This window comes from Bradyrhizobium vignae (genome assembly GCF_004114425.1).
Lineage (GTDB): Bacteria > Pseudomonadota > Alphaproteobacteria > Rhizobiales > Xanthobacteraceae > Bradyrhizobium > Bradyrhizobium vignae.
This window is the reverse complement of sequence record NZ_RDQF01000009.1, coordinates 12744-32067: the sequence shown is the minus strand read 5'-3', so window position 1 is coordinate 32067 and position 19324 is coordinate 12744. Positions and strand designations below refer to the sequence as shown.

Genomic DNA, 19324 nt, shown 5'->3' with positions numbered 1-19324 from the left:
GGAGGACGCCGTGAACCTCGAAGCCGTACGAAATTTTCATTTTGAGTCAGTCACTCAGAGCTACACTCGTCGCGACAGTATGCTCTATGCGCTCGGCCTCGGTTTTGGTTCCGATCCCCTTGACCCGGCGCAGCTCGATTTCGTCTATGAGGCACATCTCAAGGCCGTGCCTTCGATCTGCTGTGTGCTTGCCCATCCCGGCTTCTGGGCGAGACGGCCGGAACTCGGCATCGACTGGCTGAAGCTCCTGCACGGCGAACAGCACTTCGAAATTCATGCTCCGATACCGGCCGAAGGCACTGTCGGAGCCAGCTACGAGATTGCCGCCGTGGCGGACAAGGGGCCGGGAAAAGGCGCGATCCTCCATCTCGTCAAGACGCTTAAGGATTCCGATTCGGGAGGCCGGCTGGCGACGGTCCGCAGCGTGCTGTTCCTGCGCGGCGACGGTGGCTGCGGCAGCTTTGGCGATGTCCCCGGCGAGCCAATTGCCCTTCCGGCCCAGACTCCCGCGCAAACCTGCGACATCGCCACGCTGCCGCAAAGTGCTCTGATCTATCGGCTGAGCGGCGATTACAATCCGATACACGCCGATCCCGACGCCGCCGCAAAGGCCGGCTTCGACCGTCCGATCCTCCACGGCCTGTGCACGCTCGGTGTCGCAACGCGCGCGGCCCTCGCTACCCTTGCGGATGGCCGGCCCGAACGCCTCGTTTCATTGTCGGCCCGCTTCAGCCGTCCGGTCTTCCCGGGTGAGACGATCAGAACGGAATTCTTCCCCGTCGGCGGCCAGCTCCGCTTTCGCTCACGGGTCCTCGAACGCGACGTCGTGGTGCTCGATCGAGGGACTGTGACGCTGCGCGATTGAGCTATTTTTTGTCGATCTTCGCGATTGCGACAATCTCGGCCCAGCGTCGCGTGTCGGCTTCCTCGAACGCCTTCAGCTCGCTGGGGCTGGCCGGAAACGGCTTTGCACCCACGGATTCGAGATAACCGGCAGTATCCTTGCTGTTGACGAAAGCCAGCACAGCCTGGCTGAGTTTTGCGACGATGTCAGGAGCCGTGCCCGCCCGCACAAAGACACCGACCCAGGCGGTGAGCTCCGCACCAGGCAATCCGGCCTGCGCGAGCGTAGGAACATCGGGCATCCCCGCCAACCGATCGCTGCTGGTCACGGCAAGGATGCGCAATCGGCCGTCCTGGATAAGTCCTTGCGCACTGGCGGGATCGGCGAAGACGCAGTCGATCTCGCCCGCCAGCACATCCGTCAGTGCCTGTGGCATCCCGCGATACGGAACATGCTGCATGCTGATCCCAGCCCTCGCCCGAAACAATTCCGCAGCGCCCCGGCTCGAGGTGTTGCCGCTTCCAAATGAGATTGGCTTCTCGCGCGTCTTCGCCAGGGCAATGAATTCCGCGACCGTCTTTGCAGAAAATTCCGGCCTGACGGCCAGCATCATCGGAATGGTCATGATCCCAGCCACAGGCGCAAAGTCCGTGGCGGGATCATAGGGCATTGCATTGAACAGGCTGACATTGGCCGCCTGCGTCGAATTCGTGGTGACGAACACGGTGTAACCGTCGGCGTCGGCCTTCAGCACCGCAAGCGCCGCCAGATTGCCGTCGGCTCCCGGCTTGTTCTCTACCAGCACGGTCGCTCCGGTTTCGATGCGAATGCTTTCGGCGAGACGCCGGGTCACGGCATCGGTTGCGCTGCCTGCCGGGAACGGCACGATGAGGGTTATGCGCCGCGAAGGATAGGATTCCGCCGCGGCCTGCTGCCAACTGGCCGTCGCAATCAATACGGCGAGAAGGCACTGAGCGATCGCACCCCGAAATCGCATGGTTTCTCCTTAAGCGTAAGCGCTTGACGATCCGCAGGGCGGCTCAGCCAAGTCCGCAGTCCCGATTTGTTCCGATATCGTACTCTACTTTACGATTTCTGAGAACATCCACTTCCGACTTCAGACGACCATCAGGCGCACGGTTCAGACTCGCCGCTCGTCCGGCGCAGTTCGATGCGATCGGCCGTTGGAAAAAGTCCTTCCTCCAGATCAATATCCGCAGCGAAATGCATGGGGTCGGCGTGACCGCAGATCACGTCCGGAAAGTGCCAGTTCGCAGTCCCCAGAACGGTCTCTCCGGCAAGTACCGCAATCTTCAGCGGATGCCTCGCGCCAACGCCGCGTGCGCTCTGATAACCGTCGGCGACGCAGTAGAGTTCGATCCGCATCCTGTTCTGGGCCACATACTGGACCGACAGCTCGATCTCGCAGAAGCCAAAGGCGGGATCATCCTGCGAACCTTCGGCGTAAAAATAGAAGGCACCGATCTTGCCATGCGCGCACGGACCGAGCTTGTAGTCCTTCGGCACCTGCGGATCCGGTCGTGCCGGCGTGCGAGGCGGCAACGGGCCGAGCGAACAGAATTGGCGATAGGAATAGCATTGTCCCAATGTCTCCTCCCTATCCGAGCCCGAACAGCCGCTTTGCATTGGCGGATAGCACTCCACGCTCGACAGACAGGGCATGCTCGGCGAACCGAGCCGGCTTGTCTTGCTTGATCGTGAACGGGTAATCCGATCCAACCACGAGCCGGTCTGCCCCGGCCTTGTCAGCGAGGTATCGCAGCGCCGATCCGTCGTAGAGTATCGTATCGTAGTAGAAGGATCGGGCGATCTCCGCCGGATTCCTCGCGAAAAGACTCTCCAGGGGCGGTCCCATCGCGTAAGCGCGATGCAATCTCGGCAACAGCCAGGGCAGCGCTCCGCCGCCATGGCTGAGCAGGATACGCAAGCCAGGAAAGCGCTCGAGCACGCCGTTGGTCATCAAAGACACGGCGGCAAAGGCTGTCTCTAGGGGAAAAGCGGCCACAGCCGCAAGCTCCGGACGACCACCCATTCGATCAAGCCCGACGGGATGCAGCGGATGGATCAGCACCATCAATCCGGCCTGCTCCGCCGCCGCGTAGACGTCATTCAGGCGCGTGTCGCCGAGCGGCATGCCATCGATGTGTGTGCCGATCTCGATGCCGCGCAGACCAAGTGATTTCACCTCTTCGACGCGCCGCGCCGCCAACGCGGCGTCCTGCATGGGGATCATCCCGATCCCGACAAAATGCCGAGGATGATCCGCGGATAGCGCTGCGATCCCCTCGTTGACATGACGGCATAGCGCGTCTGCGTCATCGGACGGGAACCAATGCGACAGCAACTCCGGCATCGGCGAGACGACCTGCAGATCGATGTCGTCGATCGCCATATCGTCGAGCCGGCGGCGCGCGTCCCAGCTACGGGCATCGATTACCCGAAACACTTTACCGCCCACCATGACAGCGGCCGAAGCGTCGCGGATCTCGACGGAAGGCCAGAGCGGATTGCGACCCGGTTCCGCGGGGATATGCCGCGGAACGAAATGGGTGTGTGTGTCGATCGCATCGACCAAGGCGTTTCCCCGACGTCTTTTTGCGGCGCACCAAGCGATCGAGCAGCTTTGCTGAAGCAGATCGCCAATTTACAAGCAGGTTGGACTGTTTTTATCATCTAGGCAATCTCATATTCGTATGCTAGTGAACCATAAAATCGACACTGATCGATGATCGCATCAGGGAGCGAAGCGAGCGTGGCGCGAACGATGAACGACATCGTGATCGCAGGAGCCGGCCAGGCCGGCGCGCGTGCTGCCGAAGCATTGCGGGCACGCGGCTTCAAGGGCTCGATCACGATGATCGGCGAGGAGCCCCACCCGCCTTACGAACGGCCGCAGCTGTCGAAGAGCTTACTCCAATCTTCCGATGCGCCTGTCGCTTACATCAAGCAGGCCGCAGACTGGACCAGGACGCTCGATATCCGCATCGAGACCGGCGCCGCGGCGATCGATTGCGATGCCGATCGCCGCATCGTGTCCACCGCAGACGGCCGCGATTTCCGTTTCGACAGGCTTTTGCTTGCCACAGGAACACGGCCGCGGCGGCTTTCGGCGCTGGAAGGTGCTGGCATCGAGGTCCAGTATCTCCGCAGCGTCGAGGACGCGCTCCGATTTCGTCGTCACATCCAGGCCAGGTCGCGCATTGCCATCGTCGGAGGCGGCGTCATCGGCCTGGAAGCCGCTTGCGCCGCTGCCAGGAGCGGCTGCCATGTCACCGTGATCGAGAGCGAGGAGCGTCTCCTCGCACGCGCATTTCCGCCTCTGGTCAGCGCCCTCGTTGCCGACAGGCATCGGAGCCACGGTGTCACGTTTGTCTTCGGCGCGACGGTGACCGGAAGCACGTCACGTTCGGTCAATTTGAGCAACGGCGCGGACATCGCCGCCGATCTGGTCTTGGTCGGCGTTGGCGTCACCCCCTCGGCCGAACTCGCCGTCCGGCTCGGTCTGCCCGCCGCCGAGGGCATCGCCGTCGACGCCTGCGGCCGCACCGTGGTGCCCGACATCTTCTGTGCGGGTGATGCTGCACTGCAATGGAGCCGCTGCCATGGCCGCGCGCCAATATGATCGGCGAGCCGAGGGAATATCACGATCCGCCCTGGTTCTGGACCGACCAATACGACCTGAACATCCAGGTCGCCGGCGATATGCGCGATGCCGATCACATCGCGCGCGGTGATCCCAACAGTACACGATTTTCGATCATGGCCATGCGCGGCATCGAACTCGTCGGTGCGCTCTCGGTGAATGCGGCCAAGGACATGGCGATGCTGCGGCGGATCCTTGCCGCCAACGCGAAGCCACAGCGCGCCGAGCTCGAGTCGCCGGGCTACGACCTCCGGGCCGCGCTGAAGGCACACTGAGATAGCTGAGGGAGGGACTGCAATGAATGCGTTCCAGCGAATGAACACCGCGCTGATGGTCGACGAGGCCAGGCAGATCTTCAAGGTGTCCCGCCAGGCTTTCGTCGATCCGGATATTCTCGAAGCAGAGCGCATGCGCATCTTCGACAAATGCTGGCTCTATCTCGGTCACGCTTCGGAGCTCCCCAAACCCGGCGACTTCGTTACCCGTCAGGTCGGCGGCCGCAACATCCTGTTCGCGCGCGACGCCAAGGGAATCCTGCGCGCCATGTTCAACACATGTCCGCATCGCGGCGCTCAGGTCTGCCGTGAGAAGCACGGCAACGCAAAATCCTTCCAGTGCTTTTATCACGGCTGGGTGTTCGGGCTGGACGGAGCGTTGCGGAGCCAGCCGGGCGAGGCCTCCTATGCGCCCGACTTCAAGGAGCGCAGCACGTCCAACATGCAGCACGTGCCGCGGTTCGAAACCTATCGCGATTTCTGCTTCGTGTGCTTCGATCGGAATGCCGAGACACTCGATGCCTATCTCGGCGCGGTCAAGGAATATCTCGACATCGTCGGCGACCAGGCCGAAGCCGGCATGACTATCGTCGGCGGCACGCAGGAATACTCGATGCGCGCCAACTGGAAGCTGCTCACCGAGAATTCGATCGACGGCTATCACGCGCTCACCACCCACGCGACCTATTTCGATTACCTGAAGGCAACCAATGGCGGGCTCGTACCGGTCCCGCTGGAGGGTGCCGCGCTCGATCTCGGCAATGGACATGCGGTGCTGGAGTACAAGGCACCATGGGGGCGGCCGGTCGCACAATGGGTTCCCATGTGGGGCGACGAAGGCAAGCGCGAGATCGACCGGCTCTACCAGGGGCTGGTGGCGCGCTTCGGCGAGGAACGCGCCAGGCGGATTGCGCTCTTCAATCGCAATCTGTTCGTGTTCCCCAATCTCGTCGTCAACGACATCATGGCGGTGACGATCCGTACCTATTATCCGCACGCCCCCGATTTCATGACCGTCAGCGCATGGGCGCTCGCGCCAAAGGAAGAAACCGACTGGGCGCGCAAATACCGCTTGTTCAATTTCCTCGAATTCCTGGGCCCGGGCGGCTTCGCGACACCCGACGATGTCGAGGCGCTGGAGCAGTGCCAGCGCGGCTTCCGCAACGCCACGGAAGCGCAGTGGAATGACATCTCCAAGGGGATGGGCAAGGACATTCCTGCGTACGACGACGAGTTGCAGATGCGCGCGTTCTGGTCGAACTGGAATAAGCATGTCTTTGCGGCATCGGCGTAGGACGGGAGGCGCATATGCAAGACATCACCCGGGCCGACGTCGAAGATTTCCTGTTCGCCGAAGCGGAGCTGCTGGACGAATGGCGCCTGCCGGAATGGCTCGAGCTGTTCACGGAAGACGCGATCTACTACGTACCGTCGACCGACGTTCCCGCGGACTCCTCGCCGGACAAGAATCTTTTCTATGTCGCCGACGACCGCTTTCGCCTCAGCGAGCGCGTCAAGCGCCTGATGAAGCGCACCGCGCATGCTGAGTTCCCTCATTCGCGCACGCGGCACCTGGTCAGCAACGTACGGATCCGCAGCCGGAGCGACAGCGAGATGGAGGTCGGCGCCGCCTTCATCACCTATCGCACCAAGGATGGCATCACGGACACCTATTTCGGCAGCAACCGCTATCGCTTGGTCGCCGAGAACGGACGTTTGCGCATCAGAGAGAAGCGCTGCCTGCTCGACAGCGAAGGACTGCGCACGCAGGGGCGCGTCAGCATTATCCTCTAGGGACGTTCGATGGTGGACAAGAAGCTCAAGAACAACGTTGCCGTAGTGACGGGCGCTGCAAAAGGCATCGGCCTTGCGATCGCGGAGCGGCTCGCCAGGGACGGCGCGAGGTTAATCCTGGCCGACCTCGATGAGGCAGGGCTCAAGGACGCCTCGGCTCGCCTCGCCGGCCAGTTCGACGTGGAGGTTGCATGCGAAGCCGGAGATCTCGCCGAACAGGCCGTCGCCGAGAAGACCATCCGGCTTGCGTCCGAACGCTTCGGCCGCCTCGACATCCTCGTCAACAATGCCGGCGGCGGCATCATCAAGCCGTTTGCGGAGCACACGCCGGAGACGTTGAAGGCGACGATCGATCGCAATCTCTGGACCGTGCTGTGGTGCTCCTGGTACGCGGCACCGACGATGCGCAAGCAAGGTTATGGCCGCATCATCAATCTCGGCGCCGATTCAGTTCGCAATGGCCTCTGGGACCACGCTGCCTACAATGCTGCCAAGGGGGGCGTGCACGGCCTGACCACCGGCATGGCGCGCGAATTCGCCAGGGACAGCATCACCGTGAACACGGTAGCTCCCTGCGCGGTGAATACGCCGCAGATGGTCGCCATCGCCAAGAGCGACCCGACACTTGCCGCCAAATTCGTCAGCGTCATCCCCATGGGGCGCCCGGCCGAAATGGAGGAAGTCGCCTCGATGGTCTCCTATCTTGCCTCCGCCGAAGCGTCGTTCGTGACCGGCCAGGTCATCAGCGTCAACGGCGGCAGCACCATGCTCTAGGTTCTCGCGATGGCCGAAACAATCATTCTCTGCGCCGCCGACGAGGTTGTCGAAGGCGAGATCAAGCAGGCTCCCCTGCCCGACGGCACCAATGTCGCGCTGTATCGCGTGGCGGGCACGATCTACGCCACGGCCGATATGTGCACCCATGGCGAGGCTTCGCTGTCGGAGGAAGGCATCATCAACGGCAAGATCGTGGAGTGCACCTTCCACTTCGGAACGTTCGACGTCACCACGGGCATGCCCACCGGCATGCCCTGCGAGATCCCGTTGAAAACCTATCCCGTCACCGTCGCAGACGGGAAAGTTCAGATCGAGGTTTGACATGCCACCCCGTGCCAGTCGCGCTCCCGCTCCGCTCAAGACGGCGCGGCGATCGCTGACACCGCCACGCCGCCGGACTCAGGCCGAGCGGACCGCTGAAACGCAGCTGCGGATCCTGAAGGCGGCGGCCAACCTGATCCGGCGTCGCGGCTACGCGCGATTTCGCACCGCCGAGGTCGCGGCTGAAGCGGGCGTCTCCCGCGGTGCCCAGCTCCATCATTTCCCGACCAAGGATTCGCTCGTCGTCGCTACGCTCGAATATGTGTTCGAGCAGGCACAAATCCTCAGTCGCCGCCGCGCCGCCGCGGTGAGCCGGCCACGGGACCTGATAGAGGCTGTCGTCGCCGACGCGAGGGAATTCTTCTTCAGCGAGCACTTCATGGTGGCGATCGACATTGTGCTCTCGACCTCCACCGACCAGGCGGTACGCAAGAAGATCCTCGACATCTCACGCAAGGCACGCCGTCCGGTCGAAGCGGCCTGGGCCGAAGCGTTGGTAGCGGGCGGCGTTCCGGCATCCGTTGCGGCCGACATCGTTGCACTCACCCTCGGCGTCGTCCGCGGCATGGCATTGCGGACGCTGTGGGACAACGATCCCAAATGGTTCGATCACCTGTTCGGACTGTGGCGGCAGATGATCAAAGTCTTCATCGAAGCCGAGCAGAAGCGAGGGCGTCTGCGATGAACGCTCCCTTGACCGGAACACGGCCGCTGATCACGTCGGTCTGCTACGTCCGCCACGCGGTGAGCGAGCCGCAGGCCTGCGCGCGCTTCGTTTCCGATATCTTCGGCCTGCAGCGGGTCGCAGGCCGGGACGGTGAGCTCGCCTTCCGCTCGGACGATCGCTTCCGCACGGTGAGCCTCTGCGACGATCAGGACGACGGCACCAGCATCGGCATCGAGGCCTGGGACGACGCCGCGCTCCGGGAGATCGGCGAGCGGCTCTGCACACACGGCTTTGCCGCGAGATCTGCCAGTCCGGTGGAATGCCAGCGACGACATGTGCAATCAGCCCTGCTGACCGAGGACGCCTCCGGAAATCGGATCGACCTCGTAACCCGCCCCACACGCAGCGGCCGGCGCTACTTTCCGCCGCGCGATGCCGGCATCGTGCAATTTCAAGGCATCGGCCTGTGCAGCACGGACCACCAGCGTGATCTCGCCTTCTGGCGCCTACTCGGCGGCGAGGTGAGCGACTGGGTTGGCGACATCGCGTACCTGCGCATCGACGCCCTGCATCACCGCATCGCCCTCTATCCGTCGCAGCGGCGTGGCCTGCTCTACGCCGCCTTCGAGGTCGAGGCGCTCGATCAGATCATGCAGAACAGCTACTTCATGCAGGAAAATCAGGTGCGGATCGTGCAGGGCCCCGGCCGTCAGCCCGCCTCACAGCAAATCTTCCTTCACGTCGAAGGACCCGACGGACTGATCCTGTCTTACGTCACCGGCACGGCCGAGATCGGCGACAGGCCGCGCCCACCCCGGCAATTCCCACCTACAGCCACCTCGCTCTGCAACTGGGGCAGCGAAAGCAAGGGCGTTCCCGAACTGAGCCCGCAGAGCTGACCGAACAGGAGCCAGACATGATCCAATTGAAGGACGTCAGCTATGTCCGCCTGGGATCACCGGATCTCGAACAGGTCGAGCGGTTCGCCACCGCTTGCCTCGGCTTGCAGATCGCCGAGCGCGGCAAGGGCGACCTCTACCTCCGATCGGACGAACGTGCGCATACACTGTGCTATTCGGAAGGCGATCCGAAGCAGCAGACGGTCGGCTTCGAAGTCGAGGACGAAGCAAGTCTCCAGGATGCGGCAACCACGCTCGAATCGCTCGGCCACGCGGTCCACGCCGGAACCGCGGAGGAGGCGGAGCGGCGCAAGGTGAAGGCGTTCATCGGCTTCAGCGATCCCACCGGCAACCATATCGAACTGGTCGTGCGGCCGGAACGCAGCGGGCGCCGCTATTTCGGAAGCCGCGATGCGGGCATCACAGGTTTCAGTCACGTCGGCCTCAACTCGACCGATCCCACCCGCGACGAGCGATTCTGGACCAAGGTCTGCAACGCCCGAGTCAGCGATCGCATCGGCGACATCCCGCTGATGCGGGTCAATGCCATCCATCACACCATTGCGCTGGTCCGCGCGCCGCAGGCCGGCATCCAGCACATCAATCACCAGGTTGAGAACAGCGACGATGTGCTGCGCTCCTATTACTTCCTAAACGAACAGCGCGTGCCGATCGTGTTCGGGCCGGGTCGCCATCCGACGTCGGGAGCCCGCTTCGTCTACTTCAAAGGACCGGACGGGATGATTTTCGAATATTCGGTGGGTGTCGATGAAATCGAAGATGAGGCAACGCACCGCCCGCGCCAGTTTGGATTCGAGCCAACGAGCTTTTGCATGTGGGGTTCCAAACCCGCCGGCATGACACTTCCGAACAAGTAACATGTCGCGCCGCAGTCGCGGCTAACCTCCAACGAGGACGCATGGATCTGCGATTGCGAGGCCGCAAGGCCATCGTCTGCGCGGCGAGCCAAGGCCTTGGAAAAGCAAGCGCCATGGCGCTGGCCCGCGAGGGTGTCGAAGTCGTGATTGTCACCCGGCGGTGCGAGAACTTCTCGAGAGATCGAGTTGGCCACAGGCAACCGACCTCAAACAGTCGTTGCGGATGTAACGAGCCGCGAAGGGACGCGAGGCCATTCTGTCCACCTGCCCTGAGCCCGATATTCTCATCAACAATGCAGGTGGACCACCGCCGGGCGATTTCAGGAACTTCGAGCGTGACGATTGGATAACGGCGCTTGATGGCAACATGCTGGCGCCGATTGCGCTGATCAAATCCACCATAGACGGGATGATCGCGCGTAAATTCGGCCGCATTGTCAATATCACGTCGCACGCGGTCAAGGCGCCGGTCGCAATGCTCGCACTATCGAACGGTGCGCGAAGTGGACTCACGGGCTTCGTCGCGGGCCTAGCGCGCTCTGCCGCCGAGCACAACGTGACCGTCAACAACCTGTTGCCGGGCACGTTCGATACGGACCGGCTGAGATCCAATCCTGCGGCACTCGCCCGAAACTCGTCACGTAGCTTGGCAGAGGTCACCGAGGAAGTACGTGCCAGCAACCCAAGCAAACGGTTCGGCCATCCGGACGAGTTCGGTGCGACTTGCACCTTTCTCTGTTCAGCTCAAGCGAGCTACATCACGGGACAGAACATTCTGATCGACGGCGGGGCCTACCCCGGCGCATTTTAATTCCGACATGTTCATCATGTCTAAATCTGCCGATCTGTTGGACAAGATTTCGATACCAAAAACCGCACAGGATCGCAGGTTGACGCGCAAAATCGCACGATTGGTAGCGGGAAAGCGCTACCAACCCACACGAGACGAGTTCTTCACTCTCAGGCTTGAGCAAGAGTAGCCGCTTTCCGCCAACAATTGCCGCCGCCTGAGGCTTGGACCATCGCCTTCTTTACGATTGTCTGCGCTGCAACACTCCACGAGTGAGAACGCGGTAGAATTCTGATCTCGATCGGACTAAACCAAGCTCACGAGTTCGGTGGCGTCCTCGATGCGAAAGGAAGAACGACTTCACCAAAGTACGCCAAACTGCGCGATGCCAGCCGGCCGCACTACTCCCACTCTATTATTGCGAACATCGCTTCGCCGTGATCTGCAAGCAAAATTTTGCGGGTCTGACGGACAAATGCCGACGGTACATCCGCCTCAATTTTTCAGCCTTGAATCCACAGAAGAATTCGTACCGCGCTCGATGCTAGCCATTCCGCCACCTATCGGCGTCAATCGACTAATCAGGGCTGCCTGTATACCCAGAACTGCCCTGGCCGCACTCGCGGCGGCCCTGCAAATACCGTCAGAGATCAGGAACGCGCTGATGCGTTCTTGGCAGACACCTCATGGTATTCGCGGCCACATGCAGCGGATCCTGCTCTCGTCACTCAGACAACCTAGGACCTTTTGGAGGCTCTCGTCTCGCGTCCGCGGGCTGACGAAAGCCGCCAGTGCAGCAGCGAATATGGCCGCTCCGGATGAGGATGGTGCTCGAAAACGCCGTCCACAGCCGCGCCGATTGAGACCACTTGCGCGGGATCGCCGAGCAGGTTTCCGACCATCCTGACGCCGCCGGCGTGAGGGATTTCCACGAGCACGGCGAGATACGGTCCGTGCTGCCTCAGCGCGGCGTGCGAGGGATGCCAGACCCGCTCCCAACTGAAGATCCGCCCATGCGGCTCGATCTCCGTCCAGTCGGGATCGAAGGCATGGCACTGATGGCAGGTCCATTCGGGGCCGAACTGCCATGTGCCGCAATGGCGGCAACGCTGCACCAGGAGGCGGTTCTGGCGCAGCCCCTGCCAATAGGGCGCCGACAGGCCGTCGGCCTCGGCGACCGGGATCGGCAGCCCCCGTGGAAGGTAGGTTCGGGCCGCCTCATCGCTCACAGCGTCGCCTCCGAGCCGAGAAGGAGATTGCTGACCGGCGTGACCATGGGTCCGCCGATCACCATGGCCACATCATTGCGCCTCGCCTGGCTCGTGGACGTTCCGCGCACCTGGCGCACGGCCTCCAGCAGGAGTTCGAACCCGTGCATGTAGCACTCGGCCAGATTGCCGCCGCTGGTGTTGAGTGGAAGCCGCCCCGATGGCGCAACGAGGTTGTCGAAGGCGAGATAGTCGTTGGCCTCCTCCGGCGCGAAGAAGCCGTGTTCCGCGAGCGCCATCACCACGCCGCCCGTGAAGTTCTCGTAGCACTGGACGACACCGACGTCGGACGGACCGAGCCCAGCCATCGCATAGAGATCGGCCGCGACGGTTTCGAAGCCGGCGCTGGCGTAATGCGGCGAATTGTGCGGGATCGCGCCCGCGCGATATCCGGATCCGACGGCGGCCCCCAGCACATAGGCCGGCTTGTTGCGAAATTCTCCGGCCCGCTCGGCTGGCACCAGCACGAGCGCGGCGGCGCCGTCGTTCTCCATGCAGCAGTCGTAGAGATGAAACGGCTCCGCGATCCAGCGCGAGGCCTCATACTTGGCCGCGTCGAGCGGCTTGCCGTACATGACGGCCCGCGGATTGGCCTGCGCGTGATGATAGGAAGCCAGCGCGATCGCCCGCAGCGCGTCCTGGCCGACGCCGTGCTCATGCATGTAGCGGCGCACGCGCATGGCGAAGCGCTGCGGTGGCGCCAGAACGCCGTACGGCATCAGATACGCCTTCTCGCCGGAGATCGTGTCGATGCCCGTTGTCTGCCCGAACCGGCCGTATTGCCCCTGCGCGAGCGAGCGAAACACGACGACGCAATCCGCAAGGCCCGCGACGATCGAGGCCGCCGCATTGGCGACGGCCGCGCAGCAGCCGCCGCCTCCCCCGCCCCATTGCATGGTCGCAGCCCGAAGCCGCCGCGTGCCGAGCGCGGCCGCAAGCCTGGATGCCTCGCTCCGCTCCTCGCTGTAGGCGGCAAAGCCATCGATGTCGCGCGGATCGATGCCGGCATCGCTGCACGCCGCCATGATCGCCTTCAGCGCCAGCTTGAACTCCGGATCGGGCGACGCGCCGTGCCGGTAATAGTCGGTCTCGCCGATCCCGACGACGGCGACGCGGCCTCTCAGCGTGCGATCGGCGATGGCCATCGCCCTCACGTCCGCCCCGCCTTGGCCGGCCCAGCCCCGGCCTCGCCGAATGCGCCCGCCGCGGCGAGCCGCGCCAGACGCGCATCATCGTAGCCGAGCAGGTCCTGAAGCACGGCGCGGGTATGCTGGCCGACCGCAGGCGCGGAGACGGGATCCACGACGGGCGTCGCGGAATAACGGATCGGCAGGCTGACGTTCGGGATCCAGCCCAGCGTGTCGTGCGGAATGCGGGTGACGAGGCCGCGCTCTCGCGCTTCGGGCGACCGGATCGCCTCCCCGACCGTGCGGACCTGCCCGCACGGGACCCCTGCCGCCCGCATCCGGGCTTGCCAATGGCTCCATGGCCGTTGCGCGAAGGCCTCGCCGAGGATCGCAAACAATTCGTCCCGCCGCCGGATGCGGTCGGGGCCGGTCGCATAGATCTCGGCCGCGGCGAGGTCGGCGCGATCGAGCACCTGCGACATCAGTCGCTGGAAAATCTTGTCGTTTCCGCAATTGATATAGAAGGCGCAGTCCTGCGCCTGGAACACGCCCGAGGGACAGGTATCAGGACTGGTATTGCCGTGCCGCTGCGGATTGGCGCCGGTGAACAGATGCTGCATCGTGGCATAGCCGGACATCAGCACGGCATTGTCGAACAGTGACACCTCGACCGCCTGTCCGAGCCCGCTGCGCTCACGGGCAACCAGTGCGCCGAGGATGGCGTTGCAGGCCATCATCGCCGTGCTGATGTCCATCACGGGCGACAGCGCCCGCACGCCCTCGCGGTCAGGATAACCGTTCATGGACACAAATCCGCTCTCGACCTGCGCGATCGGATCGAAGCCGAGCCGGTCGGCGAAGGTCCCCTCGCGTCCATAGGCCGACACCGAGCAGTAGATGATGTCAGGCTTGATGGTCCGGCATGCGGCATAGTCGAGCCCGAACCGCTCCATGACGCCGGTGGAGAAATTCTCGACGACGACGTCCGCCGTTGCGATCAACTCCCGCACCACCGCGACGCCCTCGGGCGACTTGAGGTCGAGGGCAACGCTTCGCTTGTTGCGGTTGGTCCAGACGAACGGCGCCCCGGCCTTGAGTTCGGGATGCACCGGCGGGTAGCGCCTGAGATCGTCGCCTCGGCCTGGCGCCTCGATCTTGATGACCTCTGCGCCCATATCGGCCAGGATCATCGTGGCGAATGGTCCCGCGATGAAGTGGGAGAAATCCACGACCCGGATTCCCCCAAGCGCCCTCGGCGCATCGGATGGCCGCGGCGTGTACTCTGGAAAGTCGGCTTCGATGTTGTCCAGCATGGTGCATCCATCATGTTCGCGCGGCAGCCCCGGCGTGCCCGATCGCAACCGGCGTCAATTGCCCTTGGCCTGCTCGACCATCGAACATCCACCCTGGTCGATCGGGCGGAATGCCTCGGGTCCGCTCAGGACGCCGACATTGTCGAGAAGGTCCCATTTGCCTTTCGACGCCTTCGGCTCCTTCACCTTGAAGATGTACATGTTGTGGATGGCGCGGCCGTCCGCCCGCACCACGACCGGGCCGAACAGCGCGTCGTCGATGGGCTGCTCCTTCATCTTGCGGATGACCGCCTGCGCGTCGTTGGTTCCCGCAGCCAATGCGGCATTCAGATAGGCCAGCACCGAAGAATAGACGCCGGCGTGAAACGCCGTCGGGGACTGATCATGCTGCCGAGCGTTGAATTTCGCCGACCAGGCCCGGCTGGCCTCGTTGAGGTCCCAATAGAACGGCTGGGTGATGATGAGTCCCTGCCCGACCGCCAGCCCGCTGGCCCCGACGTCGTTCGTGGTCGTCAGCATCGCAGCGAAGGTCCGGCCCTTCTGCTTCAAGCCGAACTCGGCAGACTGCTTGACCAGGCTGACGGTATCGCCACCGGCGGTCGCGAAAGCGATCACGTCGGCGCCGGAGGCATCCGCCTGCAGGATGAACGAAGCGTAATCGGCATTGTTGATGGGAACATTGACCGATCCGAGCACGGCGCCGCCGCCCGCATTGATGACCGACGTACCGTCCCGCACCATGGACTTGCCGAGCGCATTGTCGGTGGCGATGAAGTACCATTTATTGCCGCCGTGACGAACCAGGTAATTGCCGATCGTGTGCGATGCCGCCCAGGTATCGAACGTCCACTGGATCGTGTTGGGCGAGCAGTATTTCCCGGTCAGATCGGATGATGCCGCGCTGGAAGCGATCAGCGCGGCCTTGCCGCCGCGAACCACCTCATTGACGGCGAGGCCGACCGCGGAGTTGGGCACGTCGGCGACGGCGTCGACCTTCTCCTGCTCGATCCAGCGACGGGCGATCGCCGCCCCGACATCCGCCTTGTTCTGGTGATCCGCCGAGACGATCTCGACCTTGAGGTCGGGGTGGTGCGCCATGAAGTCCTCGGCCGCCATTCTCGCCGCCGTCACGGAGCCCTCACCGGCATTGTCGGAATAGGGCCCCGACGCATCATTGAGGACGCCGATCTTGATGGTGCGCGTTGCGGCCGCGCATGCGGGCGAACACAGACCGGCGAGGAGCAAGGCTATTCCGGCGACACGTAAAGCGACTTTCATGTTTCCACCCTGTTGACGAACTTTGTTGTTGTTAGAGGTCCAGCACCAGCCTGCCCGACCTCGCGCCCGAGCAGCAGATCATCATTGTCTTGTTCGATGCCTGCTCGTCTTTGCTGAGAAACTGGTCGCGATGGTCCGGGATGCCTTCGAGCACACGCGTCTCGCAGGTGCCGCAGACCCCCTCCGAGCAGGCATGGTTCGCCGCGATCCCTGCCTCGAGCAGCGCCTCAAGGATCGTCTTTCCGGCTTCGACCGGAATCGTCCGGTTGCTGCGGGCGAGCTTCAACTCGAAACCGCCCGCCGTCGCGGGAGCTTCGCTCGCCTGGAAATACTCGACATGCCGATGATCGGCCGGGCGACCGGCTGCCGCGGCTTCGAAGGCTTCGAGCATTGGCTGCGGACCGCAGCAATAGAGATGAGCCTGCGCCGGCGCCCGATCGATGACCGCCGCAAGATCGAACAGGCGGCCGGAACGCTGGTCGTCGAAGTCGAGGCGCACCTTCAAGCGCCCGTTCGCCGCGAGCACTGCGATCTCGTCGAGGAATGCCGCCGCGCGCGGCGCCCTTGCCGCGTAGAACAGTTCGCAGGGCCGTCCGAGAGCGTCAAGACGACGGGCCATGGACAGCAACGGCGTAATCCCGATTCCACCTGCGATCAGGACCGAATGCTCGGCCTGCTCGCAAAGCGCAAAATTGTTGCGGGGCCTCGACACCCTGAGGACGTCACCCGCCTTCAGATTGTCGTGCAGGAGGCGTGAGCCACCCCGCCCTGCCGTGTCCTTGTTGATCGCGATCACATAGCGATGGCGCTCACGCTGATCGTTGACCAGCGAATAGCTCCGGACCATGCCGTTCGGCAGATGCACATCGATATGACCGCCGGCCGTGAAGGGATCGAGATCGTGCCCGGTCGGCGAGATCAGTTCGTAGGAATTGATCCCATCCGCCTCGTAGCTGATGCGCTTGACGCGAACGTCGAACAAGCCATCGCTCATGACGCGCGCCTCCGCGGGACTGCCATCGAAGGGCTCACATCTCGTATCCGAAATCGGCGCCGAGCCTGGCGCGCATGAAGGGCGCACCGACATCGACCCACGACTCCTCCGGCGGCAGCCGCATCGACACCGCCCGGACCATGAACACGTCGGGGTCCGTCACCCCTTTCGGCTTGGTTCCGTGATCGCGATAGGCCCCGAGCGCTTCCAGGATGAAGCGCCGGGTCATCGCGATTCCGGTGTCGCTCGAGCAGAGGTTTTCCCTGGTCCGGTCGAAGATCGGCGACACGCCGCTCTGGCAGGCCCCGTCCTGCACCCACAAGCCCGGCAGGCCCGAGAACCAGGTCGTCTGCTGCGCCTGGTAGTCGAACTGGAAGCCGTTCTGCGGATTGTACTTCGTCCAATAGCCCGCATAGGGCACCGTCACCGGATGGTCGACCAGCGCGTGGCGGCTGGCATGCCCGCTCTCGCGGCCATTGTGCCCGTCGGCAAAGACCTGGCGGGTTTTCGGCAGCAGGGGTTGCGAGGGGTGATACGAGAACATGATGCAGAGCGTGTTCTCATCATCGATCGGCACCCAGGCATGGCCGCTGAGATCCGGAAACGGCATCAGCGGCGGGACCAGCGTATAGAACGGCAGCATGAACTGGTTGACGCGCCAGTACAGCGTATTGGCATCGTAATTGCGCCGCGCCGCGATGCTCATACCGAAGTCCTGCTTGATGCATTCGAATGTCGGACGCAGATCGCGCTTCTGGATCCAGGCGCTGGTCGTACCCTGCGCGTCCAGCCGCCCATGCAGCAGCGGCGCGTGGGCGGAATCGATCTCACCCTCGACCGCCTGAAGCCAGTTGCACTCCTGCACGCGCAGCGAGATATGCACCTGCTCCTGCGGCACCAGATTCCATTCCACGTTCGGCAGCGGCGGAAGATCAGCCTGGTCGGGCCCCATATAGGTCCAGATCATCCCGTTCCGCTCCCGGCACGGATATGCCTTGATCCTCACGCGCTCCTTCAAGCGGCTGCGGACCGGCTCGGCCGGCATATCCGTCGTGGCGCCGGTGACGTCGAATTTCCAGCCGTGGTAGACGCATCGCAGGCCGCAATCCTCGTTCCTCGCGAACACCATCGGCGCGCCGCGATGCGGACAGGCCTGGTCGACCAGCCCGACGCGTCCCTCTGAATCCCGGAAGGCAACAAGGTCCTCTCCGAGCAGCCTGACCCGCTTCGGCTGGCCGTCTCTGGCCACGTCCGCGGACGGCAGGAAGGGAATCCAGTAGAGACGGAACAGGTCTCCAAGCGGCGTGCCCTTGCCGACCCTGACGAGACGTTCATTGTCCTCGCGCGACAACATCTGCTTCCTCCTTCAGTGGGATTCCGTCGCTGGCTTGCTCTGGGGCAGTGCCCAGGAGCGCTGCAACCCGCGCCGACAGTCCGAGATCGCGTGCGGTCCAGAGCGGATCGGCCGAGGCCAGTGGCTGGCGTGGAATGGGTGGCAATGTCCCGGCCTCGACGAGGCCGATGATCGTCTCGATGCGGCGCCGCTCGAGATCCCGCAGGGCTTCCTCGACCACCGCGCCTTCCGCACTGCAGCCGGGCAGTTCGGGATAGGCCAGGCGTACGAGCCACCGACCGGGTTCGGTTTCGACCGCCTCGGCTTCGAGAAGATAGGGAATCGACAGCAGCTTCCGCAGATCCAAGCAGTCCTCCCCGGCAGAGCGGCTGTTGCGCCCCTGTTTGATACGTATACGTACTATATCGGCGAATGGCTTGCAATAGCAAATCCGATCGCGCCGGCTTTTCCGGACGCCAGCACTCTGGGCCCGTTCCGCCATGGGTTGAGAGCCATCGGACAAGCTGCTAACGCCTGAGCGATTCCAGGAGAGTTTAGGTCAGCGACGGCATGTCAGCGCCCAGGGAAAAGAATGCGAGCGCGGTGGAGATGGCGCGCAACTGGCGCCTCGAAGGGGGCGTTGGGTATCTGCTTCGACTGCTCGAGGCCCGCTATGATCTGCTCTATCAGGACCTGACCGGCCAGAGCGACATCACGCCGCGGCAGTTCGGTGTGTTGATCGCACTCTATCAGGATGGTCCCCTCACCCCGTCCGCCCTCGCCGTGCGCATCAGCAGCGACCGCAACACGCTCAGCGAAATGCTCAAGCGCATGACGGCGCGCAAGCTGATCTCGAAACGAAGCAACGCGGAGGACCGGCGGTCGATCCAGGTCCAGATCACCGCCAAAGGCGAGGAAGCCCTTCTCGGCGTCATCCCCGCCGCGGCCGAGCTTCAGAACACCCTGCTCGCCCCCCTGAGCAAGGAGGACCGCGTCCACTTCCTCAAATGCATGCTCGCGATCGCCAAGGCAGCCGCGCCCTCGTCCTCAGAGACCTGACCCTGTCCCTGCCTTCGAGGGCGCGCACGCGCGGCGACGCTCC

The 19324-nt window shown here is 63.5% G+C and carries 21 protein-coding genes and 1 pseudogene; 12 read left to right on the top strand and 10 right to left on the bottom strand.

Going from position 1 to position 19324, the window contains the following annotated elements; all coding sequences use genetic code 11:
- The first annotated feature begins 10 nt into the window (after positions 1-10).
- A complete protein-coding gene (locus tag EAV90_RS10110; RefSeq protein WP_164936856.1) occupies positions 11-865 on the top strand; it encodes a MaoC/PaaZ C-terminal domain-containing protein in 855 nt (284 codons plus the stop codon).
- A gap of 1 nt (position 866) precedes the next feature.
- On the opposite strand, the gene EAV90_RS10105 is transcribed toward EAV90_RS10110, so the two are convergent.
- The 3 genes from EAV90_RS10105 to EAV90_RS10095 all read right to left on the bottom strand — a co-directional run bounded on the left by EAV90_RS10105 (position 867) and on the right by EAV90_RS10095 (position 3440).
- Positions 867-1841, bottom strand: a complete 975-nt coding sequence (locus tag EAV90_RS10105; RefSeq protein WP_129143271.1) for a Bug family tripartite tricarboxylate transporter substrate binding protein — start codon at positions 1839-1841, stop codon at positions 867-869.
- A gap of 131 nt (positions 1842-1972) precedes the next feature.
- Positions 1973-2371: a hypothetical protein gene (locus EAV90_RS10100; RefSeq protein WP_129143270.1), complete on the bottom strand. Its 399-nt coding sequence runs from the start codon at positions 2369-2371 to the stop codon at positions 1973-1975.
- A gap of 91 nt (positions 2372-2462) precedes the next feature.
- Complete coding sequence (locus EAV90_RS10095) at positions 2463-3440, bottom strand: amidohydrolase family protein (RefSeq protein WP_164936855.1); 978 nt, start codon at positions 3438-3440, stop codon at positions 2463-2465.
- 189 nt (positions 3441-3629) lie between these two features.
- Here EAV90_RS10095 and EAV90_RS10090 point away from each other — a divergent pair, with 189 nt between their 5' ends.
- From EAV90_RS10090 to EAV90_RS10045, 10 genes and pseudogenes are all read left to right on the top strand, one after another.
- Positions 3630-4487, top strand: a complete 858-nt coding sequence (locus tag EAV90_RS10090) for an NAD(P)/FAD-dependent oxidoreductase (RefSeq protein WP_164936854.1) — start codon at positions 3630-3632, stop codon at positions 4485-4487.
- A complete protein-coding gene (locus EAV90_RS10085) occupies positions 4454-4783 on the top strand; it encodes an oxidoreductase C-terminal domain-containing protein (protein ID WP_129143267.1) in 330 nt (109 codons plus the stop codon). Before EAV90_RS10090 ends, EAV90_RS10085 begins: the two co-directional genes overlap by 34 nt.
- Positions 4784-4805: 22 nt before the next feature.
- Positions 4806-6077 carry an aromatic ring-hydroxylating oxygenase subunit alpha gene (locus EAV90_RS10080; RefSeq protein WP_208738479.1) on the top strand — a complete coding sequence of 424 codons (1272 nt, stop codon included), beginning with the start codon at positions 4806-4808 and terminating at the stop codon, positions 6075-6077.
- Between the two features lie 14 nt (positions 6078-6091).
- Positions 6092-6577: an aromatic-ring-hydroxylating dioxygenase subunit beta gene (locus tag EAV90_RS10075; protein WP_129143266.1), complete on the top strand. Its 486-nt coding sequence runs from the start codon at positions 6092-6094 to the stop codon at positions 6575-6577.
- Between the two features lie 9 nt (positions 6578-6586).
- Entirely contained in the window at positions 6587-7351 is a 765-nt protein-coding gene (locus EAV90_RS10070) for an SDR family oxidoreductase (protein ID WP_129143265.1), read from the top strand.
- 9 nt (positions 7352-7360) lie between these two features.
- Positions 7361-7675 carry a non-heme iron oxygenase ferredoxin subunit gene (locus EAV90_RS10065; protein WP_129143264.1) on the top strand — a complete coding sequence of 105 codons (315 nt, stop codon included), beginning with the start codon at positions 7361-7363 and terminating at the stop codon, positions 7673-7675.
- Between the two features lies 1 nt (position 7676).
- Entirely contained in the window at positions 7677-8360 is a 684-nt protein-coding gene (locus EAV90_RS10060; protein ID WP_129143263.1) for a TetR/AcrR family transcriptional regulator, read from the top strand.
- Positions 8357-9241 (top strand): VOC family protein, encoded by an 885-nt coding sequence (locus tag EAV90_RS10055; protein ID WP_164936853.1) that lies wholly within the window; start codon positions 8357-8359, stop codon positions 9239-9241. Before EAV90_RS10060 ends, EAV90_RS10055 begins: the two co-directional genes overlap by 4 nt.
- A 17-nt stretch (positions 9242-9258) precedes the next feature.
- The gene (locus EAV90_RS10050; protein WP_129143261.1) at positions 9259-10119 is read left to right on the top strand and encodes a VOC family protein; all 861 of its coding nucleotides are present in this window, start codon (positions 9259-9261) and stop codon (positions 10117-10119) included.
- A gap of 41 nt (positions 10120-10160) precedes the next feature.
- Positions 10161-10930, top strand: a pseudogene (locus EAV90_RS10045) (SDR family oxidoreductase).
- A 716-nt stretch (positions 10931-11646) separates the two neighbouring features.
- Here the strand turns inward: EAV90_RS10045 and EAV90_RS10040 are convergent.
- Genes EAV90_RS10040 through EAV90_RS10010 form a run of 7 tightly spaced genes read right to left on the bottom strand, consistent with a single transcriptional unit; the run spans position 11647 to position 18589 of the window.
- Positions 11647-12138: a Zn-ribbon domain-containing OB-fold protein gene (locus tag EAV90_RS10040; RefSeq protein ID WP_129143260.1), complete on the bottom strand. Its 492-nt coding sequence runs from the start codon at positions 12136-12138 to the stop codon at positions 11647-11649.
- Positions 12135-13322: a thiolase C-terminal domain-containing protein gene (locus EAV90_RS10035; RefSeq protein ID WP_129143259.1), complete on the bottom strand. Its 1188-nt coding sequence runs from the start codon at positions 13320-13322 to the stop codon at positions 12135-12137. Before EAV90_RS10035 ends, EAV90_RS10040 begins: the two co-directional genes overlap by 4 nt.
- Positions 13323-13327: 5 nt before the next feature.
- A complete protein-coding gene (locus EAV90_RS10030) occupies positions 13328-14617 on the bottom strand; it encodes a CaiB/BaiF CoA transferase family protein (RefSeq protein ID WP_129143258.1) in 1290 nt (429 codons plus the stop codon).
- A 54-nt stretch (positions 14618-14671) separates the two neighbouring features.
- On the bottom strand, positions 14672-15895 hold the full coding sequence (locus tag EAV90_RS10025) for an ABC transporter substrate-binding protein (RefSeq protein WP_129143257.1): 1224 nt from the start codon (positions 15893-15895) through the stop codon (positions 14672-14674).
- 31 nt (positions 15896-15926) lie between these two features.
- On the bottom strand, positions 15927-16889 hold the full coding sequence (locus EAV90_RS10020; RefSeq protein WP_129143256.1) for a PDR/VanB family oxidoreductase: 963 nt from the start codon (positions 16887-16889) through the stop codon (positions 15927-15929).
- Between the two features lie 34 nt (positions 16890-16923).
- Positions 16924-18243, bottom strand: a complete 1320-nt coding sequence (locus EAV90_RS10015; RefSeq protein WP_129143255.1) for a Rieske 2Fe-2S domain-containing protein — start codon at positions 18241-18243, stop codon at positions 16924-16926.
- The gene (locus EAV90_RS10010) at positions 18221-18589 is read right to left on the bottom strand and encodes a hypothetical protein (RefSeq protein ID WP_129143254.1); all 369 of its coding nucleotides are present in this window, start codon (positions 18587-18589) and stop codon (positions 18221-18223) included. The genes EAV90_RS10015 and EAV90_RS10010 overlap by 23 nt, the downstream gene beginning before the upstream one ends.
- Positions 18590-18792: 203 nt before the next feature.
- Here EAV90_RS10010 and EAV90_RS10005 point away from each other — a divergent pair, with 203 nt between their 5' ends.
- Positions 18793-19281 carry a MarR family winged helix-turn-helix transcriptional regulator gene (locus tag EAV90_RS10005; RefSeq protein ID WP_129143253.1) on the top strand — a complete coding sequence of 163 codons (489 nt, stop codon included), beginning with the start codon at positions 18793-18795 and terminating at the stop codon, positions 19279-19281.
- Positions 19282-19324: the final 43 nt, after the last annotated feature.